General features: G+C 68.2%; 22 protein-coding genes. 17 read left to right on the forward strand and 5 right to left on the reverse strand.

What is annotated here, in order from left to right:
• Window positions 1-22: 22 nt before the first annotated feature.
• From H074_RS10950 to H074_RS10975, 6 genes are all read left to right on the forward strand, one after another.
• Window positions 23-1,495 carry an ArnT family glycosyltransferase gene (locus tag H074_RS10950; protein WP_007030090.1) on the forward strand — a complete coding sequence of 491 codons (1,473 nt, stop codon included), beginning with the start codon at window positions 23-25 and terminating at the stop codon, window positions 1,493-1,495.
• Window positions 1,492-2,847 carry an alkaline phosphatase family protein gene (locus H074_RS10955; protein ID WP_007030091.1) on the forward strand — a complete coding sequence of 452 codons (1,356 nt, stop codon included), beginning with the start codon at window positions 1,492-1,494 and terminating at the stop codon, window positions 2,845-2,847. Before H074_RS10950 ends, H074_RS10955 begins: the two co-directional genes overlap by 4 nt.
• A complete protein-coding gene (locus tag H074_RS10960) occupies window positions 2,844-3,854 on the forward strand; it encodes a hypothetical protein (protein ID WP_007030092.1) in 1,011 nt (336 codons plus the stop codon). Before H074_RS10955 ends, H074_RS10960 begins: the two co-directional genes overlap by 4 nt.
• Window positions 3,851-4,954, forward strand: coding sequence for an endo-1,3-alpha-glucanase family glycosylhydrolase (locus tag H074_RS10965; RefSeq protein WP_007030093.1), 1,104 nt, complete (start codon window positions 3,851-3,853; stop codon window positions 4,952-4,954). Before H074_RS10960 ends, H074_RS10965 begins: the two co-directional genes overlap by 4 nt.
• Window positions 4,955-5,156: 202 nt before the next feature.
• Complete coding sequence (locus H074_RS10970) at window positions 5,157-5,603, forward strand: hypothetical protein (protein WP_039922064.1); 447 nt, start codon at window positions 5,157-5,159, stop codon at window positions 5,601-5,603.
• Window positions 5,593-6,567 (forward strand): metallophosphoesterase, encoded by a 975-nt coding sequence (locus tag H074_RS10975; RefSeq protein WP_007030095.1) that lies wholly within the window; start codon window positions 5,593-5,595, stop codon window positions 6,565-6,567. The genes H074_RS10970 and H074_RS10975 overlap by 11 nt, the downstream gene beginning before the upstream one ends.
• 220 nt (window positions 6,568-6,787) lie before the next feature.
• Here H074_RS10975 and H074_RS10980 read toward each other — a convergent pair whose 3' ends face one another.
• On the reverse strand, window positions 6,788-7,774 hold the full coding sequence (locus H074_RS10980) for a TolB-like translocation protein (RefSeq protein WP_007030096.1): 987 nt from the start codon (window positions 7,772-7,774) through the stop codon (window positions 6,788-6,790).
• Between the two features lie 955 nt (window positions 7,775-8,729).
• Here H074_RS10980 and H074_RS10985 point away from each other — a divergent pair.
• The 6 genes from H074_RS10985 (at window position 8,730) to H074_RS11010 (ending at window position 15,753) form a co-directional block, all read left to right on the forward strand.
• Window positions 8,730-9,383, forward strand: coding sequence for a lamin tail domain-containing protein (locus H074_RS10985; protein WP_235096729.1), 654 nt, complete (start codon window positions 8,730-8,732; stop codon window positions 9,381-9,383).
• 1,086 nt (window positions 9,384-10,469) lie between these two features.
• A complete protein-coding gene (locus H074_RS10990; protein ID WP_007030098.1) occupies window positions 10,470-11,255 on the forward strand; it encodes a PspA/IM30 family protein in 786 nt (261 codons plus the stop codon).
• Window positions 11,252-11,530, forward strand: a complete 279-nt coding sequence (gene pspAA, locus H074_RS10995) for a PspA-associated protein PspAA (RefSeq protein ID WP_007030099.1) — start codon at window positions 11,252-11,254, stop codon at window positions 11,528-11,530. Before H074_RS10990 ends, pspAA begins: the two co-directional genes overlap by 4 nt.
• A gap of 14 nt (window positions 11,531-11,544) precedes the next feature.
• Window positions 11,545-12,462: a zinc metalloprotease HtpX gene (gene htpX / locus H074_RS11000; RefSeq protein ID WP_007030100.1), complete on the forward strand. Its 918-nt coding sequence runs from the start codon at window positions 11,545-11,547 to the stop codon at window positions 12,460-12,462.
• Window positions 12,463-12,464: 2 nt separating this feature from the next.
• Complete coding sequence (gene pspAB / locus H074_RS11005; RefSeq protein WP_007030101.1) at window positions 12,465-13,043, forward strand: PspA-associated protein PspAB; 579 nt, start codon at window positions 12,465-12,467, stop codon at window positions 13,041-13,043.
• Window positions 13,044-13,185: 142 nt separating this feature from the next.
• On the forward strand, window positions 13,186-15,753 hold the full coding sequence (locus tag H074_RS11010; RefSeq protein ID WP_007030102.1) for a heavy metal translocating P-type ATPase: 2,568 nt from the start codon (window positions 13,186-13,188) through the stop codon (window positions 15,751-15,753).
• Window positions 15,754-15,876: 123 nt separating this feature from the next.
• On the opposite strand, the gene H074_RS11015 is transcribed toward H074_RS11010, so the two are convergent.
• The 3 genes from H074_RS11015 to H074_RS11025 all read right to left on the reverse strand — a co-directional run bounded on the left by H074_RS11015 (window position 15,877) and on the right by H074_RS11025 (window position 18,671).
• A complete protein-coding gene (locus H074_RS11015; protein ID WP_007030103.1) occupies window positions 15,877-16,377 on the reverse strand; it encodes a hypothetical protein in 501 nt (166 codons plus the stop codon).
• A gap of 516 nt (window positions 16,378-16,893) precedes the next feature.
• On the reverse strand, window positions 16,894-17,568 hold the full coding sequence (locus H074_RS11020) for a response regulator (protein WP_007030104.1): 675 nt from the start codon (window positions 17,566-17,568) through the stop codon (window positions 16,894-16,896).
• Window positions 17,565-18,671, reverse strand: a complete 1,107-nt coding sequence (locus H074_RS11025) for a sensor histidine kinase (RefSeq protein ID WP_007030105.1) — start codon at window positions 18,669-18,671, stop codon at window positions 17,565-17,567. Before H074_RS11025 ends, H074_RS11020 begins: the two co-directional genes overlap by 4 nt.
• A gap of 193 nt (window positions 18,672-18,864) precedes the next feature.
• Here H074_RS11025 and H074_RS11030 point away from each other — a divergent pair, with 193 nt between their 5' ends.
• Genes H074_RS11030 through chrA form a run of 4 tightly spaced genes read left to right on the forward strand, consistent with a single transcriptional unit; the run spans window position 18,865 to window position 21,634 of the window.
• On the forward strand, window positions 18,865-19,200 hold the full coding sequence (locus tag H074_RS11030; protein ID WP_007030106.1) for a DUF6223 family protein: 336 nt from the start codon (window positions 18,865-18,867) through the stop codon (window positions 19,198-19,200).
• Between the two features lie 42 nt (window positions 19,201-19,242).
• Entirely contained in the window at window positions 19,243-20,043 is an 801-nt protein-coding gene (locus H074_RS11035) for a metalloregulator ArsR/SmtB family transcription factor (protein ID WP_152521385.1), read from the forward strand.
• Window positions 20,040-20,423 carry a VOC family protein gene (locus H074_RS11040; protein WP_007030108.1) on the forward strand — a complete coding sequence of 128 codons (384 nt, stop codon included), beginning with the start codon at window positions 20,040-20,042 and terminating at the stop codon, window positions 20,421-20,423. Before H074_RS11035 ends, H074_RS11040 begins: the two co-directional genes overlap by 4 nt.
• A gap of 26 nt (window positions 20,424-20,449) precedes the next feature.
• Entirely contained in the window at window positions 20,450-21,634 is a 1,185-nt protein-coding gene (gene chrA, locus H074_RS11045) for a chromate efflux transporter (RefSeq protein WP_007030109.1), read from the forward strand.
• 3 nt (window positions 21,635-21,637) lie between these two features.
• Here the strand turns inward: chrA and H074_RS11050 are convergent, their stop codons facing one another.
• Window positions 21,638-22,267: a carbonic anhydrase gene (locus tag H074_RS11050; RefSeq protein WP_007030110.1), complete on the reverse strand. Its 630-nt coding sequence runs from the start codon at window positions 22,265-22,267 to the stop codon at window positions 21,638-21,640.
• A gap of 601 nt (window positions 22,268-22,868) precedes the next feature.
• On the opposite strand from H074_RS11050, the gene H074_RS11055 reads away from it, so the two are divergent.
• Complete coding sequence (locus H074_RS11055) at window positions 22,869-25,154, forward strand: ATP-binding protein (protein WP_007030111.1); 2,286 nt, start codon at window positions 22,869-22,871, stop codon at window positions 25,152-25,154.
• The last annotated feature ends 1 nt before the right edge of the window (window position 25,155 follow it).

A 25,155-nucleotide genomic window follows, 5' to 3' on the forward strand; every position in this document is an offset into this window, starting at 1 on the left:
GCGTCGGGGCATTGTGCCGGTGATGGCGCTCATCTTGGGGGCCGGAGGCTTCCTGCGGGTATGGGCGCTGGGCGAGATCGGCTTCAACAGCGACGAGGCCGTCTATGCCGGGCAGGCCGTCGCACTGGCCGGAGATCCCGTGCTGGCCGGGTTGTTCCCGGTCTTCCGGGCACACCCCTTGCTCTTCCAGATCGTGCTGTCACTCGGGTTCTCCGGCGGCATGACCGACACCGGCGCCCGGCTCTGGTCCGTCCTTTTCGGACTGGCCACGGTGGTGGCCGTGTACTTGCTCGGCAAGCTGCTATACGGCCGGAAGGCCGGGCTGGTGGCGGCGCTGTTCCTCGCGGTCATGCCCTACCACGTCGTGGTCACCCGCCAGGTGCTCCTCGATGGGCCCGAGACCTTCTTCGCGGTGATCACCCTGTACTGCGTCGCGCGGTTCTGCTCCGAGCGGGACCCGCGTTGGCTCTACTCCGCGGCCGCTGTCATGGGGCTCACTGTGCTGACCAAGGAGAGCGCGGTCATCCTGGTGCTCGCGCTGTTCGTGTTCTTCGTGCTCAGCCGGGAGTACCGCATCCGGCTGCGCGACCTGCTGATCGTGCTCACCATCATGAGCGCGGTCGTCGTCGCATACCCGCTGTCACTCAGCTTGTCCCATCGAACCGGCACAGGACAGAACTACCTGGCATGGCAACTGTTCCGGCGCGCGAATCATGAGATCACGTTCTACGGCGAGACCGTGACCATGGCGGTCGGGCCCGCCTTGATCGTGCTCGCCGCCTGCGGCCTCTGGCTGCTGCGTGGGCAGAACACGTGGCGGGAATGGCTGTTGGTCTGCTGGATCGTCGTACCGCTCGTGTTCTTCCATCTATGGCCGGTGAAGGGGTACCAGTACCTGTTGCCGATCGTGCCCGCCGTCGCGGTGCTGGCGGCACGAACGGGGGTCCATGCGACCGTGCCCCGGTGGTCGGGCAGTCGTCCCGCGGCGGCCCGATCGGTCCGGGCCGCCGCGGTCTTCGCCGTCGGCGCGAGCCTCGTGGTACCTGCTTGGCTGGCCGTGAACCCGGCACCGGGCACGACGTTTCTCGCCGGGTCCGGCGGTGTGCCGGGAGGCAGGGAGGCGGGGAGGTGGATCAAGGCCAGTCTGCCCGAAGGCAGCCGGCTGATGACGATCGGGCCGTCGATGGCGAATCTGGTGCGGTTTTACGGTCACCGCAAAGCATTCGCGCTGTCGGTGAGCCCCAACCCGTTGTCCCGCAATCCGTCTTATGAACCTATCGACAACCCGGACAGGGAACTGCGCGGCGGCGACCTCCAGTACGTGGTGTGGGACGCGTTCTCGGCCGCCCGGGCGCCGTTCTTCGGCGAGCGGTTGATGCGTTACGTACACAAGTACGGCGGTGTGGCCGTGCACACGGAAACCGTCGAAGTGACCACGGCCGGCGGCCGTAGTACACCGAAACCGGTGATCGTCGTCTACGAGGTCCGGCCATGACCTTGCGCCTGATGTGCGTGCTGACGGTCTTCGCCGTCCTCGCCGGGCAGGTTCCCCGACCGGCCGTCGCCGGGACGGCGCGCGCCACGGCCACGCCGATCAAGCACTTCGTGACGCTCATGCAGTCCAACCATTCCTTCGACAACTACTTCGGCACCTATCCCGGCGCGGACGGCATCCCCGCGGGCACGTGCATGCGGCTGCGCAAGGACAAGCCCGGTACTGCCGATTGCGTCCGTCCGTTCCGGCTGGGCGATCGGTCGCCGGACCACCTCGACCACGGCCCGGCCACTCAGCGGGCCCAGTACGCGGACGGAAAAATGGACGGCTTCGTCTCGGCATACCGGGAACGAGGCCTCGACGGCGCCGCGGCGATGGGCTACTACGACGCGAACGATCTCCCCTACTATTGGAACGTCGCCGAGAAGTACACGCTGTTCGACCGGTTCTTCAGTTCCGCGACCACCGGCAGCCGTCGCAATCGTTTCCACTGGATCGCCGGCGTGCCCACGCCCGGCGACTCCGAACGGGTGCCACCGGGTGGCTACGGCGACATCCCGACGATCTTCGACCGGCTCGAACAGGCCGGTGTGCCGTGGAAGTTCTACGTCGAGAACTTCGACCCGAAGATCACCTTCCGCACGCCGGGCACCGGTCCGCGAACGGGGCAGACGACCAGGGTCCCGCTGCTGAACTTCGCCCGATTCCTCGACGATCCCGCATTGTCCGGCAAGATCGTCGACCTGACCCAGTACTACGCGGACCTTCGTGACGGCACGCTTCCGGCGGTGGCCTACGTCGTGGCGTCGGGGTCGAATGAGAACCCGCCGAGTCGCGTGCGGACGGGACAAGCCTTCGTCCGCGGGATGATCGCGGGACTGGCGAAGAGCCGCTACTGGCCGAGTTCCGCGTTCATGTGGAGCTACGACAGCTGGGGCGGCTGGTACGACCACGTCCCACCGCCCAAAGCGGGCAGTGGCGGTCTCGGCTTCCGGGTGCCCGCCCTGCTGGTCAGTGCCTACTCCCGGCGTGGGCACGTCGACCACACCCAACTCGATCACACCGCGGTGCCCAAATTCATCGAGGACAACTGGCGCGTGGCGCCGCTGGGCGAGCGGGACGCCCGCTCGGCCGGGATCACCGGTGCGTTCGACTTCACCTCTCCGCCCAGGCCGCCCGAGCTGGTGGATACCGATCGCGCCGCCGTGCCGGCACCATCCCGCCTCGCCTCGATCGTTTACTTCACCTATGGCGGCGCCGTGGTTCTCGCCCTGCTGAGCGGCTTCGGCGTCGCCCCCATCGGCCGGTGGCTCAGAAACCGGCGGCACAGCAGGAAAAAGGATGTCCGATGACGGTGATCAGGCGGATCGGCGTCACGATGCTCACGGTCGTCATCCTGGCCGGATTCCCGGCGACGGCCGCGGCGGCGCGACCGCCGGCCCGGAACGTTCTCAAAGTGATCACGGTACCTCCGCTGCCGTCCGCGAAGTTCGCCTTGGACGGCAAGCCGCTGGTGACCGATGCCCACGGAACGGCGTATGCCACTGTCCGGCGCAGCAGGGACAAGCACCGGTTGCAACTGCTCACGCCGCATCTGGACACGCCCGGCGGCTCCGCCGACTTCGTTCGGTGGGCCGGGCGCGGTGACGTCGGCCAGGGATTCGCCGTGTCGCAGCTGGACCTCGTGATCGGGCGCGCCACCCGGATCCAGGCGACGTTCCAGACCAGCCGGACCGTTCGGTACGGCTTCGTCGACCAGGCACGCAGACCCGTCGCACCGGAACGGATCACCTCGATGACCCTCCGCGGCGACTCCGGTCAGCAGCTGACCGTGGAGGGCGTCCGGCCGGTCACGCTGACCGCCGTGCGGCCGGTGGCCGAAGCCGGTTCCGCCGTCGGCAAAGAAGTGACGTACTACGTGCAGAGTGTCGTGATCGACGGCGCGAACGTAGTCAACACGGGGGAGCAGCGGTTGCTCCCCAATCGGACGGCTGACGCCGAGTTCGTCGTGCTGCTGCGTTCAGCGCGCTTTCGGATCCGCGACTGGTTGTCAGGCGACCCGCTCGCCGGCGGCCTCGACTTGACCTATCCGGACGGTCGCACCGAGCGGCTGACGGCCGGTCAGGACGGTGACGTGGCGGTGGAAAACCTCGCGAGGGGCACCTATCAGGTCAAGGTCGCCGGGGCCGGCTACTCACAGGCACAGAAGATCTTGTTGTCCCGTAGCCGGTATGTGGATCTTCCCGTAGTGACCTATGCGGACATGGTGGCACTGGCCGTCGCCGCTTTGACGACTCTGCTCGTGCTCGTCGTGGCGGGCAGGCGGCGACTGGGCAAGCGGCCGAGGACAGCCACGTGAGGCGGATTTCCGCTGCCCTGCTCGCCGTCTTGATCGCGGTCCTGCCGATTCACCCGGCGGCCGCCGTCCGGCGGGCCGGACATCCGGTGCTGGCGTACTACTACATCTGGTACACCGAGGCTTCGTGGGATCGGGCGAAAACAGACCGTCCGAACCTGGGCCGCTATTCCAGTGACGACCCCGACGTGATGCGCCGGCACATCCAGGCGGCCAAGAGCGCCGGCATCACAGGCTTCATCGTCAGCTGGAAGTCCACGTCCGTCCTGGATCGACGGCTGGCGATGCTGGCCGACGTGGCCCGGCAGGAGAGCTTCACGCTCTCCATCATCTACCAGGCGCTGGACTTTCACCGTAACCCCCTGCCCGTCGATCGGGTGGCGGCCGATCTGGTGTGGTTCGAGGACCGTTACGCGGCCGACCCGGTGTTCGCCGTGTACGGCAAGCCGCTCGTGATCTGGTCGGGGACTTGGAAGTTCTCGCTCGAGGGCATCACGCGCGCCACCGAACCGGTGCGCGACAGGCTGCTGGTCCTGGGCTCGGAGAAAAGTGCCGCGGGCTACGAGCGCGTCGCCTCCGCTGTCGACGGCGACGCGTACTACTGGTCCTCTGTCGATCACTACCGTGATTCGGGTGCGGCGGCCAAGCTCGCGGCCATGGGCGCGGCTGTGCATCGGCACAACGGCCTGTGGATCGCGCCGTTCGCACCGGGGTTCGACGCACGGCACATCGGCGGTAGCCGGGTGGTCGGCCGGAGCGACGGCGAGACGCTGCGGCGGCAGTACGCGGCCGCGATCGCGTCGTCTCCGGACGCTCTCGGCCTGATCAGCTGGAACGAGTTCAGCGAGAATTCCCATATCGAGCCCAGCGTCCGGTACGGCGATCGCTACTTGACGGTACTGAGGGACATCACAGGAGCACCTGTGCCATCCCTCGGCCCACTGGCGGAGGATTCCAGTGGCGCGGGCGATCCGGGCGGCTTCCCGGCCGGACCGGCCGTGGCGGGCGGCGCCGTTCTGCTGCTCGTCATCCTGCTCGTCCTGATGATCCGGCGCCGGTCCCGGATGGTCGCTTCCGGCACGATGTCTCGGCCCCGGTCCTGAAGCGTTCAAGGCGTTCACCGTTTCCTGCTTGGAAATGGACCGGTACGTTTCCGTACATCTCCACGGTCATCTTGATCTGAGACAACTGTCTGCGGCCTGCCACGCGGCAGCGCGAGCACGACCGAATGCTCGAGCTCATGACACGTTCACACGGTCCGCCACCGAATTTCAGGCTGAGGACGCCGGAGGTGCCGCTTTGACGATGAGCAAGCACGTAAGGCTGGTTGTGTTCGCGGGCACGCTGCTGGGCAGCGGTCTCTTGCTGGTGGCAGGAGCGCCACCGCGGGCGACACCACCCGGGGAACTCAGCACCTACCAATGGCTCAGTGGCCGGGAGCCGCTCCAGGTCGAGCTCAACAACACGCTCGTCGAGGCGCGGAACCTGCGCCGGCCGTTCACCCGGGCGACGACGATATGCCGGAGGCTGGAACGGGTATCCCGGCAATTGCTGCACAGCGGGCGTGCGCCGCTTCCGCATCTGGGCACGGCCGCCAACATCGGCATCGCACAATTCTCCCAGGCCGCCGAGGCGTGCCTGGCGGGTGATTTCCCCCTCATGTGGCGTCAGATCGACACCGGGACAACGCTGCGTGCGGACGCTCAAGACACCCTCGACCAAATCCTGCATGGAGGTCACAGTGGCCACTAGATCCCGGACCCTGGCCGTTTACGGTCTCCTTTTCGTGCTGGGCCTCACGAGTGTCGTGGCCCCACCGAAAACGCAGGCCGCGGGCACCCCGTCGGTTGACGACCCGGTGGTCGTCGCGGTGGGCGACATCGCGTGCGCACCCTCCGATCCGGAATTCAACGGAGGTGTCGGTGCACCGGGACACTGCCGGATGACGACCACATCGGACCTTGCCACTCAGATCGCCCCGGCATCGGTGTTCATGCTCGGCGACGCCCAGTACAACAGCGGTTCGCTCGCCGATTTCAACGGCAGCTACGCCCGGTCGTGGGGACGGTTGAAGCCGATCACACGACCGGCGATCGGCAACCACGAGTACGGCACGCCCGGCGGCGGAGGGTACTTCACCTACTTCGGTGACGCGGCCACTCCGCAGCAACCGGGGTGCGTGAAGGACTGCAACGGGTGGTACAGCTTCGGCGTGGGCGAGTGGCACGTGGTGGTGCTGAACTCCGAGTGCGCGAAGATCAGCGGCGGCACCGGATGCGCCGTCGGATCTCCCCAGCAGCAATGGCTGGCCGCGGACCTCGCGGCGCATCCGGCCAAATGCACCGTGGTACTGCAACACCGGCCACGGTGGAGTTCCAACAGCTTCGCCTACGCGGACGTGGCACCGCTGCTGGACACCATGCATCGCGGCGGTGTGGACCTGCTGCTGGCCGGACACTCCCACAGCTATGAGCGGTTCGCGCCGCAGACCCCGTCCGGGGAACGGGACGACGTCAACGGGATCCGCGAGATCGTGGTCGGCACCGGCGGCTCGTTCCACAGCGGATTCGCCACGATCATGCCGAACAGCCTGGTGCGCGAGTCCCAGGTCTTCGGCGTCCTCAAGCTCACCCTGCGCCCGGCAAGCTATGACTGGGCCTTCGTGGCGGCACCGGAGACACCGTTCACCGATTCCGGAACGGGGACATGCCATTGACCGAGGTCGGCATGAACAGTCACCTGACCTGACGAAGGAGGCCCTTGCCGCACCGGCGGGGGCCTTCTCCGTTTGCCCGGCTTCACCTGCATGTCCCGGTTAGCCATGGAACTCGACCGTCCATAGCCGACAATACTGACCTGCCGCCCTCCGCGAGAGAAGATGGCCGGTCTTCTGGACCACACATCGCGCTGCGAGATCTGTTCGTGGCGCGATGGCATCACCCCAACACCGCCGGTGATTCGCCGTCGGGGATCAGCAGATGTGGCGTTCCGGAACCGTCGGCAGGGACCGACCAGACGTCCGAACGACCTACGCCGCGTGGGATCGCATAGGCGACCGTGTGATCGTCGATCCACGCCGCCTGGTCGTCGACACTGCGAGTCTCCGCGAGCGGCGTCACGACGGACGTGGACAGGTCGAGCACCGACAGCCGCCATCCTCTCGCCGGATCACCGTCTATCGCAGACTTGAACGCGATACGCGTTCCATCAGGGGAGAGCGACGGGCATTCGACGTTCTCCCGCACCGTGCGGACACTGCGCGCGGCGAAATCACCCTCGACAAGATATCGGTGACCACCGGTCGACATGGTCGCGAAGAACCGGTTGCCGTCCTTGGCGAAAGTGGCACCCCAGAAATGAAGGTCAGCCGCCCCGTAAGGCCGGCCGTTCATAGTCACCGCATAGTCCTCCAACGTGTTCGTGACCTCGCCGGTCGCGGTGTCCAGGATGCCTACACGAGTGGAGAACACACCCAGGTTGTAGGAATCCCCGACGGCGAACACCGTCCAGGTGACCATCCGGCCGGTCGGCGACACCCTGGCTCGGCTGGCCACCCCGAAAAGCGGAACTTCGCGCTTCTTCTCGAGTCGCTCGTCGAGGACGGTCAGAGACGTCGTGAGATCGTCGTTCGTGTACAGGCAGATTCCGGTGCCGCCCGCGGCATGGACTCGCGTGCACGACACCTGTGAAACGGCGCGCGGGCCGCCGGGATCCGCCTGGGAAACGGTGACCAAGTGTCCTCGATCGGCGTCCGCGGTGCCGCGGAAGAGCAGCCTCGGTCCGGGGGTGAGGCTCACCACGCCGGCAGCGCCGAAAGCGACCGGGTCCCGGTCGCGGGCGGCCAGTCCCACGTAGAGGACGGCGGTCGTGGCAAGCGCCACGACGCCGGTGACGGCAATCGCCATCCGGTTGCGGTTGTTCATCGTCGACCTTCTTTCACCGACCGGCGTGGGACGAGGAGGATGAGGGTGAAGACGATCGAGAACAGTGCGGCGCCTGCGGCCACTCCGGTCGCCATGCCCCAGACCTCCACAGGCCGCGGGGCTCAGGTGTAGTCCGAGAACCAGGTGAACCGGCAGGATCGCGGTGACCATCCCGGCGGAGATATCGGTCACGGGGCTGACGGTTCGCAGTGCAAGGACATGCGACCCGGCCGCGCCGAACGTGTGCCGCGGCAGCGTACCGCCGCGCCGTCGACGACCGATGCCGGACAGATAAATGTGTCTCGCTCTCCTGAGTCAAGCCGGAACGGGAGTCACGATTCGCCGCAGGTGCATGAATCCTCCTGACATGGGATGTATCGGGTTCCTCGCACCGCCTTGGCGGTAGACAAGGAAGGATCCATGATGGCCACGAAAGAAAGACGTCCCATGGACCATTTGCGTCCAGTTCGTGAGTCGAGCGTAAACAAAGGAATGTGGACGCCGGCCTTGTGGCCAATATCGGTCAATGGCCGTTTCGGTCATGGCCGGAATGTTGCCCGGTTGTGGGCGCGAGAATATGATGGGCAAATTTCTCGGATTGTCGGCCTTGGCTTACTCCGGCCCCTGAAGGGCGCAGGAGAGGGTGACTTCGATGACCGATGCGCGCACGATCGGCGACATCTCATCCGGCCGGTTCGTTGGCCGCCAGGTCGTTCTTGCCGGCAGGCCGGCCCGTTCATAACGCCGTTCGCCGCCGTCCGTCCCGGTGCCGGGGCTTCGGCCGTTTCGCCGTACGCGGAGACGCGAGCGTCGCGTCCCCGGTCGCAGCGAACACGGCGCGAACCGCCTCGCCGAGCCACTTTCCTGTGTGCCCCGCTCTCGGGGCCGCCGCAACGGCCCCGTTCCGGGAGAAGGTGTACTCAAGGCACAGTTTGGTGCGGGTTCCCTCGGTGGCGTGAATACCAAGGCTCCGCGTTCGGGCCGCCGAGGGGATTCGCCGCTCCCTGACTGGGTTTCCATTCATCGGAGTTGCGGTAATCTGACAAAGGAGAACCTTGTGAAACGCATTGTTTCCATTCTTGCCATGCTGGCCAGTTCCGGCGCGCTGGTGCTGGGTGCTTCCAGCGCCGCGACCGCGTCGGAGAAGGCGGTCCAGCAGCAAGTGCCCGTCGTGTACATCAACGAGGTCGCCACCCGTGGTACCGGGCCCGCCGGGGCAGTCCAGGATTACATCGAGATCGCGAATCCCAGCTTCGCGCGGGTGCCCATCGGGGGCTTGCAGTTGCAGGCGATGGTCGGGCAGCAGGTCGTGACGATCCCGATCCCCGCGGGCGTCGTCTTGGGACCGCGGCAGGTGTACACGATCGCCAACGCGGCGTTCACCGGCTGTGTGCCCGACCAGGTTTTCACCGAGAACCTCGCAGGTAACAGGGCCGTCAAACTGGTGCTGGGGACGGCAGGGGGTGCGCGTGTGGATGCCGTGGTGGCCGGCTCGCACCCGGCCAGGTTGTCGCTTCACCGGGTCGCGTTCACTGGAACTTCCACCGACTTCGTTGCAGCACCGCGGACCCCGTGCGTCCTCGACGCGAATGCTCCCTCCGCTTCATGACGCACGATCAACCGCATAAGGGAGTTCTCGCCGCCGCTTGATAGTCATCCCCGGTTGATCTAGGAATAGTAAGGCTCGAGGTCGCCAATGCGACCTCGAGCTTTTTCGGTGAATATTGAGGAGTAAGGCAAATGTGGCGTGGTGGGGGTTGGCGGCAGGAGCGGGCTCACCACAGCGACCTGGCGCATTCTTGAGTATCCATAAGAGACACTGATCCGGAACAGAGTGCCCGATTTGCGCACTTTGCGTGGCTTCACGCGGGGGTCGTGAGTGGTAAAGAGCGTTCTGGCGGACCGGTATTTGCTTACCTACTGGGCCCGACCTCGTCTTGGTGCCGCGGTGTGTCGGCCGCCGGGTCTGAGTGGCATAGCCTTGATCAACGGAGGATTCGGGACGTTGAGTGTCCCGGATCTTCCGTTGATCATGGTCCGGGACGGGGGTCACGTCGCGTCTATGAAGGAATTGAGGCGTTGAGTGTCCTAATTCCTTCATAGACGGTCCCGATACCCGCTGGGATCGTCGCCCTCGCGCAGGTCAGCAGCAGGTAGGCAAATACCGGTCCGCTCTAACCCTCTTTGCCACTCGCGACCCCCGTGCAGCACTCGGTGCACGGCCGGCCTCGTCGGTCAGTCCAGCACAGCGCGGCGAAGGACTCTCTGTCCACCTTGAAGCCGGCGAAGAAGGCTTTCACAACAGGTATGAACGTCCATATAGGTAGGTCTTACCTGCGGCTGTCGTTAGCCGTATCCCGTTCCGCGCATCATCATCGCCATCATCACGGTGCAGGCGACGCGGCGAACACGACCAGGACGATCGCGATCACCGGCATCGGCACGCAGCAGGCCACCGCCGACGATGGCGGTGACGCCGACGAGCGGCTCGGTCCGGTGAGCGCTCGGTGTGGCCTGCCTGCGCCACGCTCGTCTCGTGCACCCGCTGCGGGTAGGGACCTCTGGCTCCCCCGCCAGGTCGCAAGGTCCCTACTTCCATGGGGTATGGGAGTGGAGAGTCGGCAGTGACGACAGCCTGCCGGACCGTCGCATCAGACGAGGGCCGCGGCTGCTCCGACGTGTGGAGAGGACGTGGATGACGGTGAGTATCGCTCGGCGTCTGGCTTTGTTGTTCCGGGTCAAGGCGAACAAGGCTCTCGATCGCGCGGAGGACCCGCGCGAGGTGCTGGACTACTCCTACCAGCGGCAGAACGAGATGCTGGCGAAGGTGCGCCGTGGCCTGGCCGATGTGGTAACCAGCCGCAAGCGCCTGGAGTTGCAGGCCGACCAGTTGCGCCGGTCCGCCGACCGGCTGCGGGACCAGGCGGCCGAGGCGGTGCGCATCGGGAAGGACGATCTGGCCCGTGAGGCCCTGACCCGCCGCGCCGCGGCCCTGGCCCAGGTCCAGGAGTTGCAGCCGCAGCGGGACACGCTCAAAGCCGAAGAGGACAAGCTCGTCCTCGCCCAGCAACGGTTGCAGGCCAAGGTGGAGGCGTTCCGCACCCGCAAGGAGACCATCAAGGCCACCTACACCGCGGCCGAGGCGCAGACCCGCATCAGCGAGGCCGTTTCCGGGATCTCCGAGGAGATGGGTGACGTCGGCTTGGCGATGCAGCGCGCGGAGGACAAGACCGCTCAGATGACCTCCCGCGCCCAGGCGCTGGACGAACTGCTGGCCTCGGGAGCGCTGGACGACGCCTCCTCCCCGGCCGGCCACCGCGACGACATCCAGGCCGCTCTGGACGCTGTCGCAGGGCCCGCCGGCGACATCGACCGCGAGCTCGCCCAGCTCAAGGGTCTGACCACACCGGCCCAGCTCGCGACAGGCGACACCGCCGCCGCGACCACCAGGACGCACCGAGGCACGGAGTCGCCGTCATGATCATCCGCATTCTCGGCGAAGGCCAGTACGACGTCGCGGATGACCGAGTCGACGACCTCAACGCATTGGACACCCGGCTGCTCGCCGCGGTCGAGTCCGATGACGACACCGCCTTCGCCCCGACCCTGCGGGACCTGCTCGGCGCGGTGCGCCGGCTGGGAACCCCGGTGGCCGAGGCCACGCTCGTCACCTCCGGACTCGTCCTGCCCGCCGCCGACGCCGACCTGGCCGAGGTCCGCGCTCTGCTGGGTGACGACGGTCTGATCCCCGGATAAGCGAGGGCGGAGTGATGACGATGCGTACCCGGTTCCGGCCTGATCACCAGCTCACCACCCGGATGCTGGTCACCGTCTTCCTGCTCGGGCTGGTGTATGTCGCGTTCATCGTCGCGCTGATCCTGCTGATCAAGTCGGTCGTCGTGGTCGTGCTCATCGCGGGCGGGCTGTTGTTCACGCAGTTCTGGTTCTCCGACCGGATCGCCCTCTACGCGATGCGGGCCCGGATCGTCACTCCCGAGGAAGAACCACATCTGCACGGGATGATCGATCGGCTGTGCGCGACCGCGGACATGCCCAAGCCCCGCGTGGCCGTCGCCGACATGGAGTTGCCCAACGCGTTCGCCGCCGGCCGCAGTACCCGCCGGGCCGTGCTGTGCGTGACCACCGGGTTGACGCGCCGGCTGGACACCGGGGAACTGGAAGGCGTCCTCGCGCACGAGCTGTCCCACGTCGCGCACCGCGACGTGGTCGTCATGACCGTCGCGTCGTTCCTCGGCGTCGTCGCCGGGCTCATCGCCCGGTTCGCGTTCTACTCCACCCTGTTCGGCGGCGGTCGCCGTGACCGCGACGGTGGCCAGGTCTTCCTGCTGATCCTGGCGGTGATGGCGGTCTCCGCGGCGGTGTACGCGATCAGCTTCCTGCTCATCCGTGCCCTGTCCCGCTATCGCGAACTGGCCGCGGACCGGGCCGGCGCCCAGCTCACCGGCCACCCGTCCGCGCTGGCCTCCGCGCTGACCAAGGTCAGCGGCGACATCGCCCGGATCCCCACCCGTGACCTGCGCGCCGCGGAGGCGTTCAACGCGTTCTTCTTCGCCCCCGCGCTCTCTCCAGGCTTCAGCCTGTCGAGTCTGATGTCCACCCACCCCACTCTGCGGCAGCGACTGGACCAGCTGGCCGCCCTGTCGACCGAGCTGGGAGAGGTGAGCTGACGATGGGTTTCCTCGACGCGCTGCTGGGCCGCACCGAGCCGGTCCAACCCAACCTCGACGTCCTCTTCGCGATCCCGTCGGCCGCCTGCACGCTCCAAGCCGCGCTCGACCTCGCGCCGACCGGGGCCGGTGCGGTCTGCTTCAAGGCGGCCGAAGGCGCGGCGGCGGCCGAGTCCGAAAGTGATATCCGTGCCCTGCTGGATCTCGACGCATCTCTGGAAGTGTCGGTCGACCGCGATGAGTTCGGCTTCACCTGGATCACCTGCCGTCAGTCCACTGTGGACCTCGCGGCGCTGGTGACCGGACTGCACGCGATCAACGCCACCCTCACCGACGCCGGGTTCGGACCCTGCCTGCTCTGCACCGTGGTCGGATTCCGCACACCCACCGCCGACGATCCGCGGCGGGTGGGGTTGGTGTACCTGTTCAAACGCGGCACCGTCTACCCGTTCGCCCCCACCGACGGTCGGAAGCGGGACAACGCGCTGGAGATCCAGATCCGGGCCGCGCTCACCGATGACCTTCCGATCGAGGCGGACCTGGAACGATGGTTCCCGATCTGGAACGCACCCGTGCCATGAACCTCACCGTCCACAGCGGACAGTGAAGGAGGCGGGCTACGCGTGCACGACCTGGCCTCCGGAGGCCGGCCATGACCATCGACGGCAGCAGGCCTCACCTCGATACCCACGCTTACCCGGACATGTTTCCAGGGAGTTCCTCATGACCTTCACCGACACTGTCGTCGTGGTTGTCGCCGTCGCGGCCATCGCCGCGCTGGGCTGGTTCTTCTTCGGCCCACGCCGGGAGCGGACCGCGCAACTGGCCGGCGGAGTCCAGCGGGTACGGATCACCGTGCGCGGCGGCTACAGCCCGGACGTCATCCGAGTCCGCCAAGGCGTGCCGGTGGAGATGGTGTTCGACCGGCGGGAAAGCGGCGACTGCACTTCACGGGTCGTGTTCCCCGATCTCCGGCTCAGCGCGGCACTGCCGGAGTTCCAGAGCACGACCGTCCGTCTCATCCCGGCACAGGCCGGCTCATTCGGCTTCGCTTGCGGGATGAACATGATCCACGGCACCCTCGTCGTCGAGCCCGGCCCCGAGCCGCCTCCACCGGACGGGAACGTCCAAGAAACGCCGGACACGGCCCGGCAGACCGCACCGCCGGCGCAAGCGGGCACCCCGGCAGTCGTCGACGTCGAGGCCGCACAAGCCGAGGAGCGGCGCGCCGAGATCACCGACCTGACCCGCCGGGTTCTCATCGGCGCGGCTTTCACCCTGCCGGTGTTGTTCGCGGTGATGGCCCAGTCGCTGTCCGGTGCGGACTGGGCGCCCGCCGCGCTGCGCCTCCACCCCGCGGTGCAGCTCGCGCTGATCACTCCGGTGATGTTCTACACCGGGTGGCCGATCCACCGCACCGGATGGCTGACCCTGGTTCACCGCGGCGCGGACATGAACAGCCTCATCACCCTGGGCACTGTCGCGGCCTACGGGTACAGCCTGCTCGTCACCCTGGCCCCCGGCATCCTGCCCAGCGATCTGCGGGAGGTGTACTTCGAAGCCGTCGGCGTGATCCTCACCCTGATCATGCTCGGCCGGCTGTTCGAGGCTCGCGCCAAGGCGGGCACCGGTGAAGCCATCCGCGCACTGCTCGGCCTGCGGGCCCGCACCGCACACGTCCTGCGCGACGGGGTCGAAGCCGAAATCTCGATCGACGAAGTCGAAGTCGGCGACGAGGTCCTGATCCGGCCAGGGGAGAAGATCCCAGTCGACGCGACCGTCCTTTCCGGACAGTCCGCTGTAGACGAGTCGATGGTGACCGGGGAGCCCATGCCGGTCACCAAACGGGTCGGCGACACCGTCATCGGCGCGACGATCAACACGACCGGCTCCCTGCGCGTGCGGGCGGCCAAGGTCGGTGCCGACACCATGCTCGCCCAGATCATCAAGATGGTGCAGCAGGCACAAGCGTCCAAAGCGCCGATTCAGCGCCTGGCCGACGCGACCTCCGCCTACTTCGTGCCGGCCGTGATGGCGATCGCCATCGCCGCCTTCGCCGTCTGGTTCGTCGCCGGCCCGCCGCCCGCGCTGACACTGGCGCTGGTGTCCGCGGTCGCCGTGCTGATCATCGCCTGCCCGTGCGCGCTCGGCCTGGCCACGCCATTGTCGATCATGGTCGGGACCGGGAAGGGCGCCCGCGCGGGCATCCTGATTCGTTCCGCCGAAGCGCTGGAGACAGCGCACAAGCTCGACACCATCGTGCTGGACAAGACCGGCACCATCACCGCCGGCAAGCCCGCCCTCACCGACGTCGAGGTCACCGGGACACTGTCCGAATCCGAACTGCTCGCGCTGGTGGCCGCCGCCGAGGCCGACAGTGAGCATCCGCTGGCCACGGCGATCGTCGCCAGGGCCCGCGACCGCGGCCTCACCGGGCCGGCGGCGACCGGGTTCGACTCGATCACCGGCAAAGGCGTGCGAGCCACGGTCGGCGGGCGTGCCGTGCTGGTCGGCACCGTACGCCTGCTGACCGACGCCGGGATCGACACCGGCCGGCTCGATCCGATCAGCATGCGGCTGTCCGGCGAGGGCAAGACCCCGATCCTGGCCGCGGTCGACGGCCACCCCGCCGGAGTGCTGGCGGTGGCCGACACGGTCAAAGACGACTCCGCCGCCGCGATCACCGCCCTGCACCGGCTCGGCGTCGAGGTCGTCATGATCACCGGCGACAACGCCCGCACCGCCGCCGCGATCGCCCGCCAAGTCGGCATCACCCGCGTGCTCGCCGAGGTCCTGCCCGAACACAAGGCCGACGAAATCAGCCGCCTGCAAGCGGAAGGCCGCCGGGTCGGCATGGTCGGCGACGGTATCAACGACGCCCCAGCCCTCGCCCAGGCGGACGTCGGGCTGGCCATCGGCACAGGAACCGACGTGGCGATCGAAGCCGCCGACATCACCCTGATCTCCGGTTCGCTCGCCGGGGTCGTCACGGCGATCCGGCTGTCCCGCGCCACCATGCGCAACATCCGGCAGAACCTGTTCTTCGCGCTGATCTACAACGCCATCGGTGTCCCCCTCGCCGCGGGCGTGCTCTACCCGTTCCTCGGGTTGCGGCTGTCGCCGATGATCGCCGCCGCCGCGATGGCCCTGTCCTCCCTGTCCGTCGTCGCCAATGCCAACCGGCTGCGCCGCCACCACCCCGTGCCGCTGCCCGACGCCGAGGCCGTCACGGTCGAACCCCGTGTCGAGACCGGCGCCGACCGGCCGCCCGCCGGCACCACCATCCACTGACATGGATTGGTGCTGCGCAACGACATGGACGGCGCACCTCCGCTCACGCAGAACCCCGTAGCTCATGGGACTCGGCGGCAAGGCACTCGTCGACGAGGTGCGCCAGGTTTTCGCTCCGCGACGTCAGCTTTCGGTCTTGACGTACAGGCGCACGGTTCCGCCGGGGTGCGTGCGGAAATAGCTCTGGAGTTGTGCGCTGCTCGCGACGCACCCGGCGCTGGTGAAATCGTTCTGGTCCGTTCTGGGCAGTACGACGGAACACTGTGCGAGGTAAGTGAACTTGTCCGGCCACAGCACGAAGAACGTCGCGGTTCCGGAACCCGTGCCGCCGTTGTTGCGGAAAACGGCGCTCATCGAGCAGGCGTTGTCGTTGCACGGCCCGTTCCACTGCGAGGAGTGCAGCTGGAATTCGGGCCGCGCCGCGGTGGTCCGCGTCGTTCGCGGCACACTCGTGACCGCGGCGAGCGGCCGCGAAACCGACGGTTCGCGGGCGTGGGAAGGCGCGAGGCCCTTCAGTGGATTGAACCCGGTCAGCGTATTGACGGCCGTCAGAATGGCTAACACTCCGCTGACCGTGCCGACTATGACGCCCCACTTCTTGTAATCCGGCTCGTCCCCCGCCATTACCTCATGCTACGGGATCATTCCGGCGCGAGGGAGGGACGAAATCCACGACAACGCGTCCCCGGCGGCTTTCGTGATCATTTTCGGCGATACCGATTCGGTCCAGGACGACGCGTTCCGCTGGTGAGAGCCGCTGTTTCGGTCCCGCGTCCCAAACCGCGCCGTTCGCCTTGCACCGGACCGCCCGGCTGATGACGATGGCGTCCATCGCGGCTCGGGTCGCGATCCGGGAGGGGCGGGAATCCGCCGAAGAGAAAGAAAAGGGGGACAGTGCGCAAGACGAAGCGAATCGCCGCTGTGGCGGCCTTGGTGATCATTTCCGCTGCCACGATAGGGGCGCCACCGGACACCCAGGGCGCGCGGGTGGGCCATACCGATGGGCTACCCGGCGCGCCCCGACGGCAATCACGGCGTCCGGGATTTCGCGTACATGGATCGGGCGATTTCGCCTGCGTGATCGCCTCGCGCACCCGGGAATCCTCCACGGCCGGTGTCGTGGAGGGACGACACACGACGCTAGTTCGGTCCCTGCCGGTCGCCTGGTACGACCAGGCCGGATTCGTAGGCGAGGACGACGAGTTGCGCGCGATCGCGGGCGTGGAGTTTGGTCATGGCGCGATTGACGTGGGTCTTCGCGGTCGACGGGCTGATCACCATGTGGTCGGCGATCTCGTCGTTGGACAGGCCTCGCGCGACCAGGGCGACGGCTTCGCGTTCGCGGTTGGTCAGTTCCTTCAGCCCGGTACCTGTGCCGGCGCCGAGCGGCAGGGTGACGTACCGGTCGATCAGTTTGCGGGTGATCGCCGGCGCGAGCAGGGCGTCGCCGCGTGCGGCGACGCGTACGGCGTGAAGGAAGTCTTCGGGTTCGATGTCCTTGACGAGGAATCCCGCCGCGCCCGCGCGCAGCGCGTTGAAGACGTACTCGTCCAAGCCGTAGTTGGTCAGGATGACGACGTGCACGCCGGACAGGGCCGGATCGGCGGCGATGCGCCGGGTCGCCTCGATACCGTCGACGACGGGCATCTGGATGTCGATGAGCGCGATGTCGGGCAGGTGTTCCCTGGCGAGTGCCAGGCCTTCGCTCCCGTCGGCGGCTTCGGCCACGACCTCTATGTCGTCCTCGACGTCGAGCAGCGCGCGGAATCCGCTGCGGAGGAGCGGCTGATCGTCGACCAGCAGGACCCGGATCATGGCGTCCGCTCCACGGGAAGTTCGGCCCGGACGGAGAAACCGCCCGCGCTTCGTGGTCCGGCGTGGAGGCGGCCGCCGAGGGCGGTGACCCGTTCACGCATCCCCAGCAGTCCGACGCCGGGAATCGGTTCGGTGCCCGGTGTGGCCTCTCCGTCGTCGTCGACCTGGATGGCGAGGGCACCGGGACGGTGGTCGATCCGGACCGACGCGGTCGTGGCCGCGGCGTGCCGGGCGATGTTGGTCAGCGATTCCTGAACGATCCGGTACGCGGTGCGGTCCACCGCCGCGGGCAGGTCGTGTCGTTGCCCTTCGATGGTGAGCGTCGCGTCCAGGCCGCTCGCCTGTGCCCGTTTCACCAGGTCGGAGATCCGGTCGAGCCCGTGCGGCGGGTTCGTTTCATCGTCACGCAGCGCTTCCAGGGTCGCTCGCAGCTCCCGGGTCGCTTCACGGCCGGCCTCCCGGATCGCCAGCAAGGATTCCGGCACCGGCTCGCCCCGCTTGGTGGCCAGGTGGACGGCTACTTCGGCCTGCACCTTGATGACGGAGATCTGGTGGGTGAGCGAATCGTGCAGTTCCCGCGCGATGTGCAGCCGCTCCTCGTCGGCCCGGCGCCGCGCGGTCTCCTCGCGGGTGCGTTCGGCCTCGTCGGCCCGGCGTTCGGCCTGTCGCAGTGCTTCGCCCGCCGCGCCGGCGGCGATCAGCCAGGCCAGCTGAAGGGCGTCCCGGCTCTGGGTGAAGGCCTCGCTGATGGAAGTGGCGTTGGCGGAGGCCAGGATCACGAGCGGGAGCGCGGCGATCATGAGCACCGACCCCGCGACGGCGACGATCCGGTGACCGGCGCGGACAGCGGCATAGACCGCGACCAGGTAGGCGACGGCAGGTACATCGAAACCGACGGCCTGGTACCCCAGCGCGCACAGACCGGTCACGGCCAGCACCGTGATCGGGGCGCGTCGGTGCGCGGCGAGCGCCAGGCCACCGGTGACCAGCACCACGTAGCCCAGCGCGCCGAGGCTCGGGGTGGAGTCCTCACCGGACAGTTCCGTGACCAGCAGGACCACCGTCACCCCGACGGCGATCACCCAGTCCCAGACCCTGCTCATGCGTGCACCCTAGCCAGCCGCCCACCCGCGCGACTCCTCCGCGCGGACGATCTGCCGTCTACCACGCACGCGGTAGTTCCGGCGCTCCTACGGCATCAGCGGCAGTCCGGATTGCCTGCGTTCACCGGACGACCGGGGGCGGGTCCGGCGGACACCATCAGAGGACATCAGCCATCGAGAGAAGGAGTGCCCCATGTCGGTCCACTTGCTGTCCGAGCCGATCGCCGCCGCCTATCTGACCCCCGGGCGTCTCTGGTCCTTGGTGGCCGCCCTGGCGGGCGTGATCGGGGTGATCGTCGGAGGGCTGGCCCTCGCTCGCCACCGTTCCGGCAACACCCGGCGCGGAGCCGTCGTGGCACTGACGGCGGGGCTGCTCGGCATGGCAGGCGGTGGTTTCGTGGTGGCGGCCGCCGAGGGTGGTCCCGGTACCGGCTACGGAATCGTCGGCGGCTACATCGCCTTGGTGATCGGGCTGCTCGCCGCGATCCTCGGATGGCTGGCTCTGTCGCGCTCCCGTCGCACGGCCTGAGGGGCTGGGGGCATCGAGGTCTAGATATATCAACCTGTATTGATGTATCTTCGGCCCGTGGCGACCGTCGAGATGTCCGAGCCGCCGCCGTTCGTACGGTTGGCGAGTGATCCGCTGCGCTGGCGGCTGCTGCGCGAGTTGTCCCACGGCGACCGCCGGGTGCGGGAGCTGGTGGAACTGGTCGGGCAGCCGCAGAACCTGGTGTCCTACCACCTGCGCAAGCTGCGGGCCGCGGAGCTGGTCACGGCACGGAGAAGCAGTTTCGACGGTCGTGACACCTACTATCACCTCGATCTGGAGCAGTGCGCGGACGCGCTCGCCGAGGCGGGAAGTTCGCTGCACCCCGCTCTCGCGCCAAACCGGGTGGACGCGATGAGAGCCGGGGCCCGGCTCAAGGTGTTGTTCGTGTGCACCGGTAACAGTGGACGGTCGCCGATGGCCGAGGCGCTGCTGCGGCACCGGGCGGGTTCGATGGTCGAGGTGTCCAGCGCGGGCAGCCATCCGAAACCGTTGCATCCCGACGCCGTGCGTGTCCTCGCCGAGCGCGACATCGTCCTGACCCACGAACCGTCCCATGTGGACAGCTTCCGGCGCAGGCGATTCCATTGGGTGATCAGCCTTTGCGACCGCGTCCGCGAAGTCTGCCCGGAGTTCCCCGGGCATCCGCGCGTCATCCATTGGAGCCTGCCGGACCCGGCCAAGGAAACCGATGAGGCGGGGGAGACCTATCCGGCGTTCCGTCGCCTCGCTGTCGAGCTGGACCGCCGGATCGGGTTCCTGGCCGCCCGATTCGGTGTGCCCGGCCCCGAGAAGTATCGGAACGAAGAGGTGAAGAGGACATGACTTCGGACTTGGTGAGTGTGCGTTACCTGGTCGACGACGTCGCGGCCGCCGTCGAGTTCTACACCGGACATCTGGACTTCGCCGTGCGCTCGAGTGTGTTGCCGGCGTTCGCCGACGTGGTGCGCGGGAATCTCCGGCTGCTCCTCAGCGGTCCGGCGAGTTCGGCGGGCCGTCCGATGCCGGACGGCACGAAACCGGCACCGGGTGGCTGGAACCGCATCCATCTCGTCGTCGACGACATCGACGCCGAAGTCGCCAGGCTGCGTGCCGCGGGCGTCCCGTTCCGCAGTGACGTCGTGACCGGGCCGGGTGGCCGCCAGATCGTGTTCGACGACCCGGCGGGCAATCCGGTCGAACTGTTCCAGCCCGCGGCCCGTTGACACCGAACCACGAGCAGGAGCCCGCGATGCCGGGAAAGTCCACGGAGGACGCCATCGCCACGCCGGGCCTGGGGACCGTCCTGCGGGAATGGGGCCGGATCGGATGCGTCGGTTTCGGCGGCCCGCCCACCCACATCGCCCTGCTCCGCGAGTTGTGCGTGCGACGCCGGGGCTGGTTGTCGGACCAGGAGTTCGAGGACGCGATCGCCGCCTGCAACCTGCTGCCCGGCCCCGCGTCGACCCAGCTGGCGATCTTCACCGCGTGGCGGGTGCGCGGCCGCGCGGGAGCCCTGGTCGGAGGCGCCGCGTTCATCGTGCCCGGCCTCATCGTGATCTTGGCGCTGGCCGCGCTGTTCCTCACCGGGTCCCCGCCCGCGTGGGTGCGCGGAGCCGGTGCGGGAGCGGGCGCGGCGGTCGCCGCCGTCGCCGTGCACGCGGGCGTCGGCCTGATCCCGGCAGGCTGGCGGCGTGCGGCCACCACGGGCCGCGTGCGCTGGATCCTGTACGTCCTCGCGGGTGTCGCGTCGGCCGCTCTGGTCGGTCCATGGCTGGTGCTCGTCCTGCTGGGCTGCGGTGTGATCGAACTGACCGTCAACCGCTCACGCCGCGGCGAGTCGAGCACCGCCCTGCTCGCCGTTCCCGCGCAATCATGGGCCGCCGCGGCCGCGGGCGCCGGCGTGTTCGCGTCGGTGGCGTGGGTGGCGCTCAAGGTCGGGATGCTGTCCTACGGCGGCGGCTTCGTGATCATCCCGCTCATGCAGGACGACGCGGTGAACACCTACCACTGGATGAGCGCGGGGGAGTTCCTCAACGCGGTCGCGCTCGGCCAGGTCACGCCGGGCCCGGTGGTGCAGACCGTCGCCGTCGTCGGCTACGCCGCGGCCGGGCTCACCGGCGGCATCCTGGCCTCGCTGGTCGCCTTCGCACCGTCGTTCCTGTTCATCCTGTTCGGTGCCAAGCACTTCGACCGGCTCCGCGGAAACCCGAACGTGCGGGCGTTCCTCGACGGTGCCGGTCCGGCCGCCGTCGGCGCGATCCTCGGCTCGGCGATCCCGCTCGCGCTCAGCCTGACCCAGGCGTGGCAGTACGCCGTACTCGCCGGCGCCGGGGTCCTGCTGTTCGTGTTCCGGCGTGGAGTGGTGACCACGATCCTGGCCGCGGCCGGGGCCGGAACCGTGCTCGCGCTCGCCGGAGTGCTCCTGCCGAGCTGAGCTTCAGGCCTGCCGTGCGCCCAAACCGCGGGTGGTGACGACACGCGCGCTGCCGTCCGCCAGGTGGTAGGACAGTCCGGCGACGGCGGCTTCTCCGGCGTCGATCTTGTCGGCGAGCAGCCGGGAGCGGTCGACCAGGAGGTCGACGGTGTGGCGGATGTGCTCGTCGATGATGTCGTCGTTCCCGGTGAGCCCGGCGGCGCGGGCGGCGAGGACACTCGGGGTGACCCGTTCGATGACGTCGCGGACGAAGCCGTTGGTGCCGAGTCCGTCGGTCAGCGCCGCCCGGGTCGCGGCGACGGCGCCACAGGAGTCGTGACCCAGGACGACGACCAGGGGGCAGCCGAGGATGCTGACGGCGTACTCGATGCTGCCCAGCACCTCCGAACCGGCGACGTGGCCGGCGGTACGGACGACGAACAGGTCACCCAGTCCGCGGTCGAAGATGATCTCGGCGGCCAGGCGCGAGTCGGAGCAGCCGAAGAGGACGGCGAAGGGGCGCTGTTCAGGCGCGGTTTCGGCGCGGCGAGTGGCGTCCTGGTTCGGGTGTTCCGGGGTACCGGCGATGAAACGCCGGTTACCGGCGAGCAGAAGGTCGAAGGCCTCGGAAGGGGTCGGCGGCGCGTCGCTCATGGAGCGGACATTACCGGCTGCCACCGGGACCGGCAGATCTTTGCCGGTGTGGCGAGGGCCACGTGGAGGCGGCGGCGGAGGCCTGTCTTGACAAGTTCCCGGCTTCGGCCAGGCACGAGTATGACAAGAAATGCACTCGAATTCCCTTTCCTTTGTCTGTGGTTGACGTGTATCTCGCGCCGACCGCAAAAGTGACCGTCAGAAGTATGGTCGTCGCCGTGATCGCCGTCGACCGGTCTCGCCGCGGAGCAGGTCGTGAACGTCGCCATCAGTGGTTTCACGCCGGATCGGCAGACGCCGTCGCTGTCGATTTCGATGCGGATGAGCTGAAGAAGGTGCCTCTCACCTTTCCCCGAAAAGCCTGCGCCATCTGCCGGTGGCATGCCTCGATGAGTGGATACGCGTCGCGATGCCGTGGCGCTCGCGCACCTCGTCACCGCTTCCGTCACCGCGGTGGCCGTCACGCTCGGGCACGTCGCCTGATCCGTTCGGTATTGCTTGGCGGACAGGGGGTGGGAACCCGGCCGCCCGTTTCGGGATTCACCCTTTCGGCGAACATGCTTCGATGTGAGATCAGCTGGTTCTACGGGTGATGAGGGACATGGCGAGCGACAGTGAGGTCCGACGGCGGCCCCTGACGAGTTACGTCAGCCGCACGGACGACGAGAACGAGGTGCGACGGCTGCTCGGAGCGGGACGGCTGGTCACCTTGACCGGCGCCGGCGGTGTCGGCAAGACACGGTTGGCGGCCCAGGTGGCCAGTTCGCTCACCCGGGAGTTCCCCGGCGGTGTGGCGGTCGCCGGGCTGGGGGAGCTGCGGGACGAACGTCTCGTCGCGCGCACGGTCGCCGACAGCCTGGGCCTGCACGACACGGCGGGACGTACCGACCTGGAGGCCGTGGTGTCGTATCTGCGCCCGCGGCGGTCGTTGCTTTTGCTGGACAACTGCGAACACCTCCTCTCCGGCAGCGCGGACCTGGTGACGGCGTTGCTGCGCGACTGCCGGGACCTCGTGGTCCTGGCCACCAGCCGTTGCTCGCTGGGGCTCGCCGGTGAGCACGTGCTGACGATCCGATCCCTGCCCGTGCCCCACGAAGAGATCGGGACACCGCAGGAGGCGCTCACGTTCGGCGCTGTGCGGCTGTTCGCGGAGCGGGCCTCGAACGTCCTGTCGTCGTTCGAGGTCACCGAAGGCAACGTCGCGGATGTCGTCCGCCTCTGCCGCCGTCTCGACGGCCTGCCGCTGGCGATCGAACTCGCGGCGGCCCGGATCCGCGCCTTGTCGCCGTCGCAGATCGCCGATCGGGTCGAGCGGAACTCGGGGGTGCTGACCACCGGTCTCCGGATGCCGGTCGAGCGGCATCGGACGCTGCGCGCCACCATCGACTGGAGTCACTCCCTCTGCACCGAGACCGAGCGGACCGTCTGGGCACGCTGTTCGGTGTTCGCCGGGCAGTTCGACCTGTCCGCCGCCGAGGACGTCTGCGCCGAGGACGGCGGGCTGGACTCCCTGGCCGTGCTCGACGCGGTCGATGGTCTGGTCGACAAGTCGGTGCTGACCCGCATCGACGGCACGGACAGGGTCCACTACCGGATGCTCCGGCTCCTCCGCGGATACGGCGGACGGCGGCTCGCCGATTCCGATGATGATTTCGCCGTGGCGAGGAAACATCGTGACCACTACGCCCGGCTGATCGCACAGGCCGCCGACACGTGGTTCGGGCCGGGGCAGGACGAGACGTACGAGCGGCTGACGGCGGCGCATGCCGATATTCGTGAGGCGCTGTCATGGTCGCTCCGCACCTCTGGCGAAAGCCCGGTGGCGTTGGAGATGGCCACCGGCATGATCGAATACTGGGTGGCTCGCGGCGCGGCCTGGGAAGTGCGGGACTGGATCGATCGCGCGCTCGACGCGGTGCCGCCGGAGACCCGGGGGCGGGCCCGCGGCCTGGCGATCGCGGCCCTGTGCGCCGCGCTGCACGCTGATCTGCCGCGTGCCCGGCAGCGGTTGGCCGCCGCCGAAGCGATCGAGGACCACGAAGCCGTGCCCTACATCGACCACGCGCGGGCCTTCGTGAAGATGCTGGCCACCGAGCCGAATTCGATGGCCCACGCGGCGGAGGCCGTGCGGATCTTCGGTGAGCGAGGCGACGTACGACGCCAGATGCACCCGATGTTCCTTCAGGGCGTCGCTCTGGCTTACCGAGGGGACCTGCCGGGAGCGCGGGAGCTGCTGGGCTCGATGCGACGGCTGTGCGAGGAGGCGGGGGAGGAGCGGTATCGCTCGATGGCCTTGTTCGGTCTGGGGGTCGCCGAAGTCTGCTTCGGCGGCGATCTCGGCGACGGCGAACAGTTCATCCGTTCCGCGCTGGAGATCGACCTCCGCGCGTCCGACGTGCTGTCCGCGGCGTACCGGGTGGACGGTCTGGCCTGGGTTTCCGCCCGGCGCGGGGAATGGGTCCGCGCGGCGGAACTGTTCGGGACCGCCGCCACGCTCTGGGACCGCTGCAACGCGGAGCCCGACGTAGCGGTCTCCGCGACCCACACGACGTTCTACGAGGCCACCCGGAAAGCGCTGGGAGCCGCGAAATTCGATGCCGCGTTCACCGAGGGACGGCGGCGGAACCCGCATGACGCCCTGACCGGCCCGCAGGCCCTGCCCGTCGGCGAACCGGCCGTGCTCCCGCCGCTGACGCCGCGTGAATCGGAGATCGCGCGGCTGGTCGCGGCGGGGCTGAGCAACCGGGAGATCGCGGCGAGGCTGGTCATCGCCCGGCGAACGGTGGAGACGCATCTGCAGCACATCTCGCACAAGCTCGACTTCGTCAACCGGACCCAGCTGGCCGTCTGGGTCGGGCAGCGAGACGCCTGCCGCGGGCCGCTGTGAC

The sequence above is a fragment of the Amycolatopsis decaplanina DSM 44594 genome, from assembly GCF_000342005.1.
In the GTDB taxonomy this organism is placed as follows: domain Bacteria; phylum Actinomycetota; class Actinomycetes; order Mycobacteriales; family Pseudonocardiaceae; genus Amycolatopsis; species Amycolatopsis decaplanina.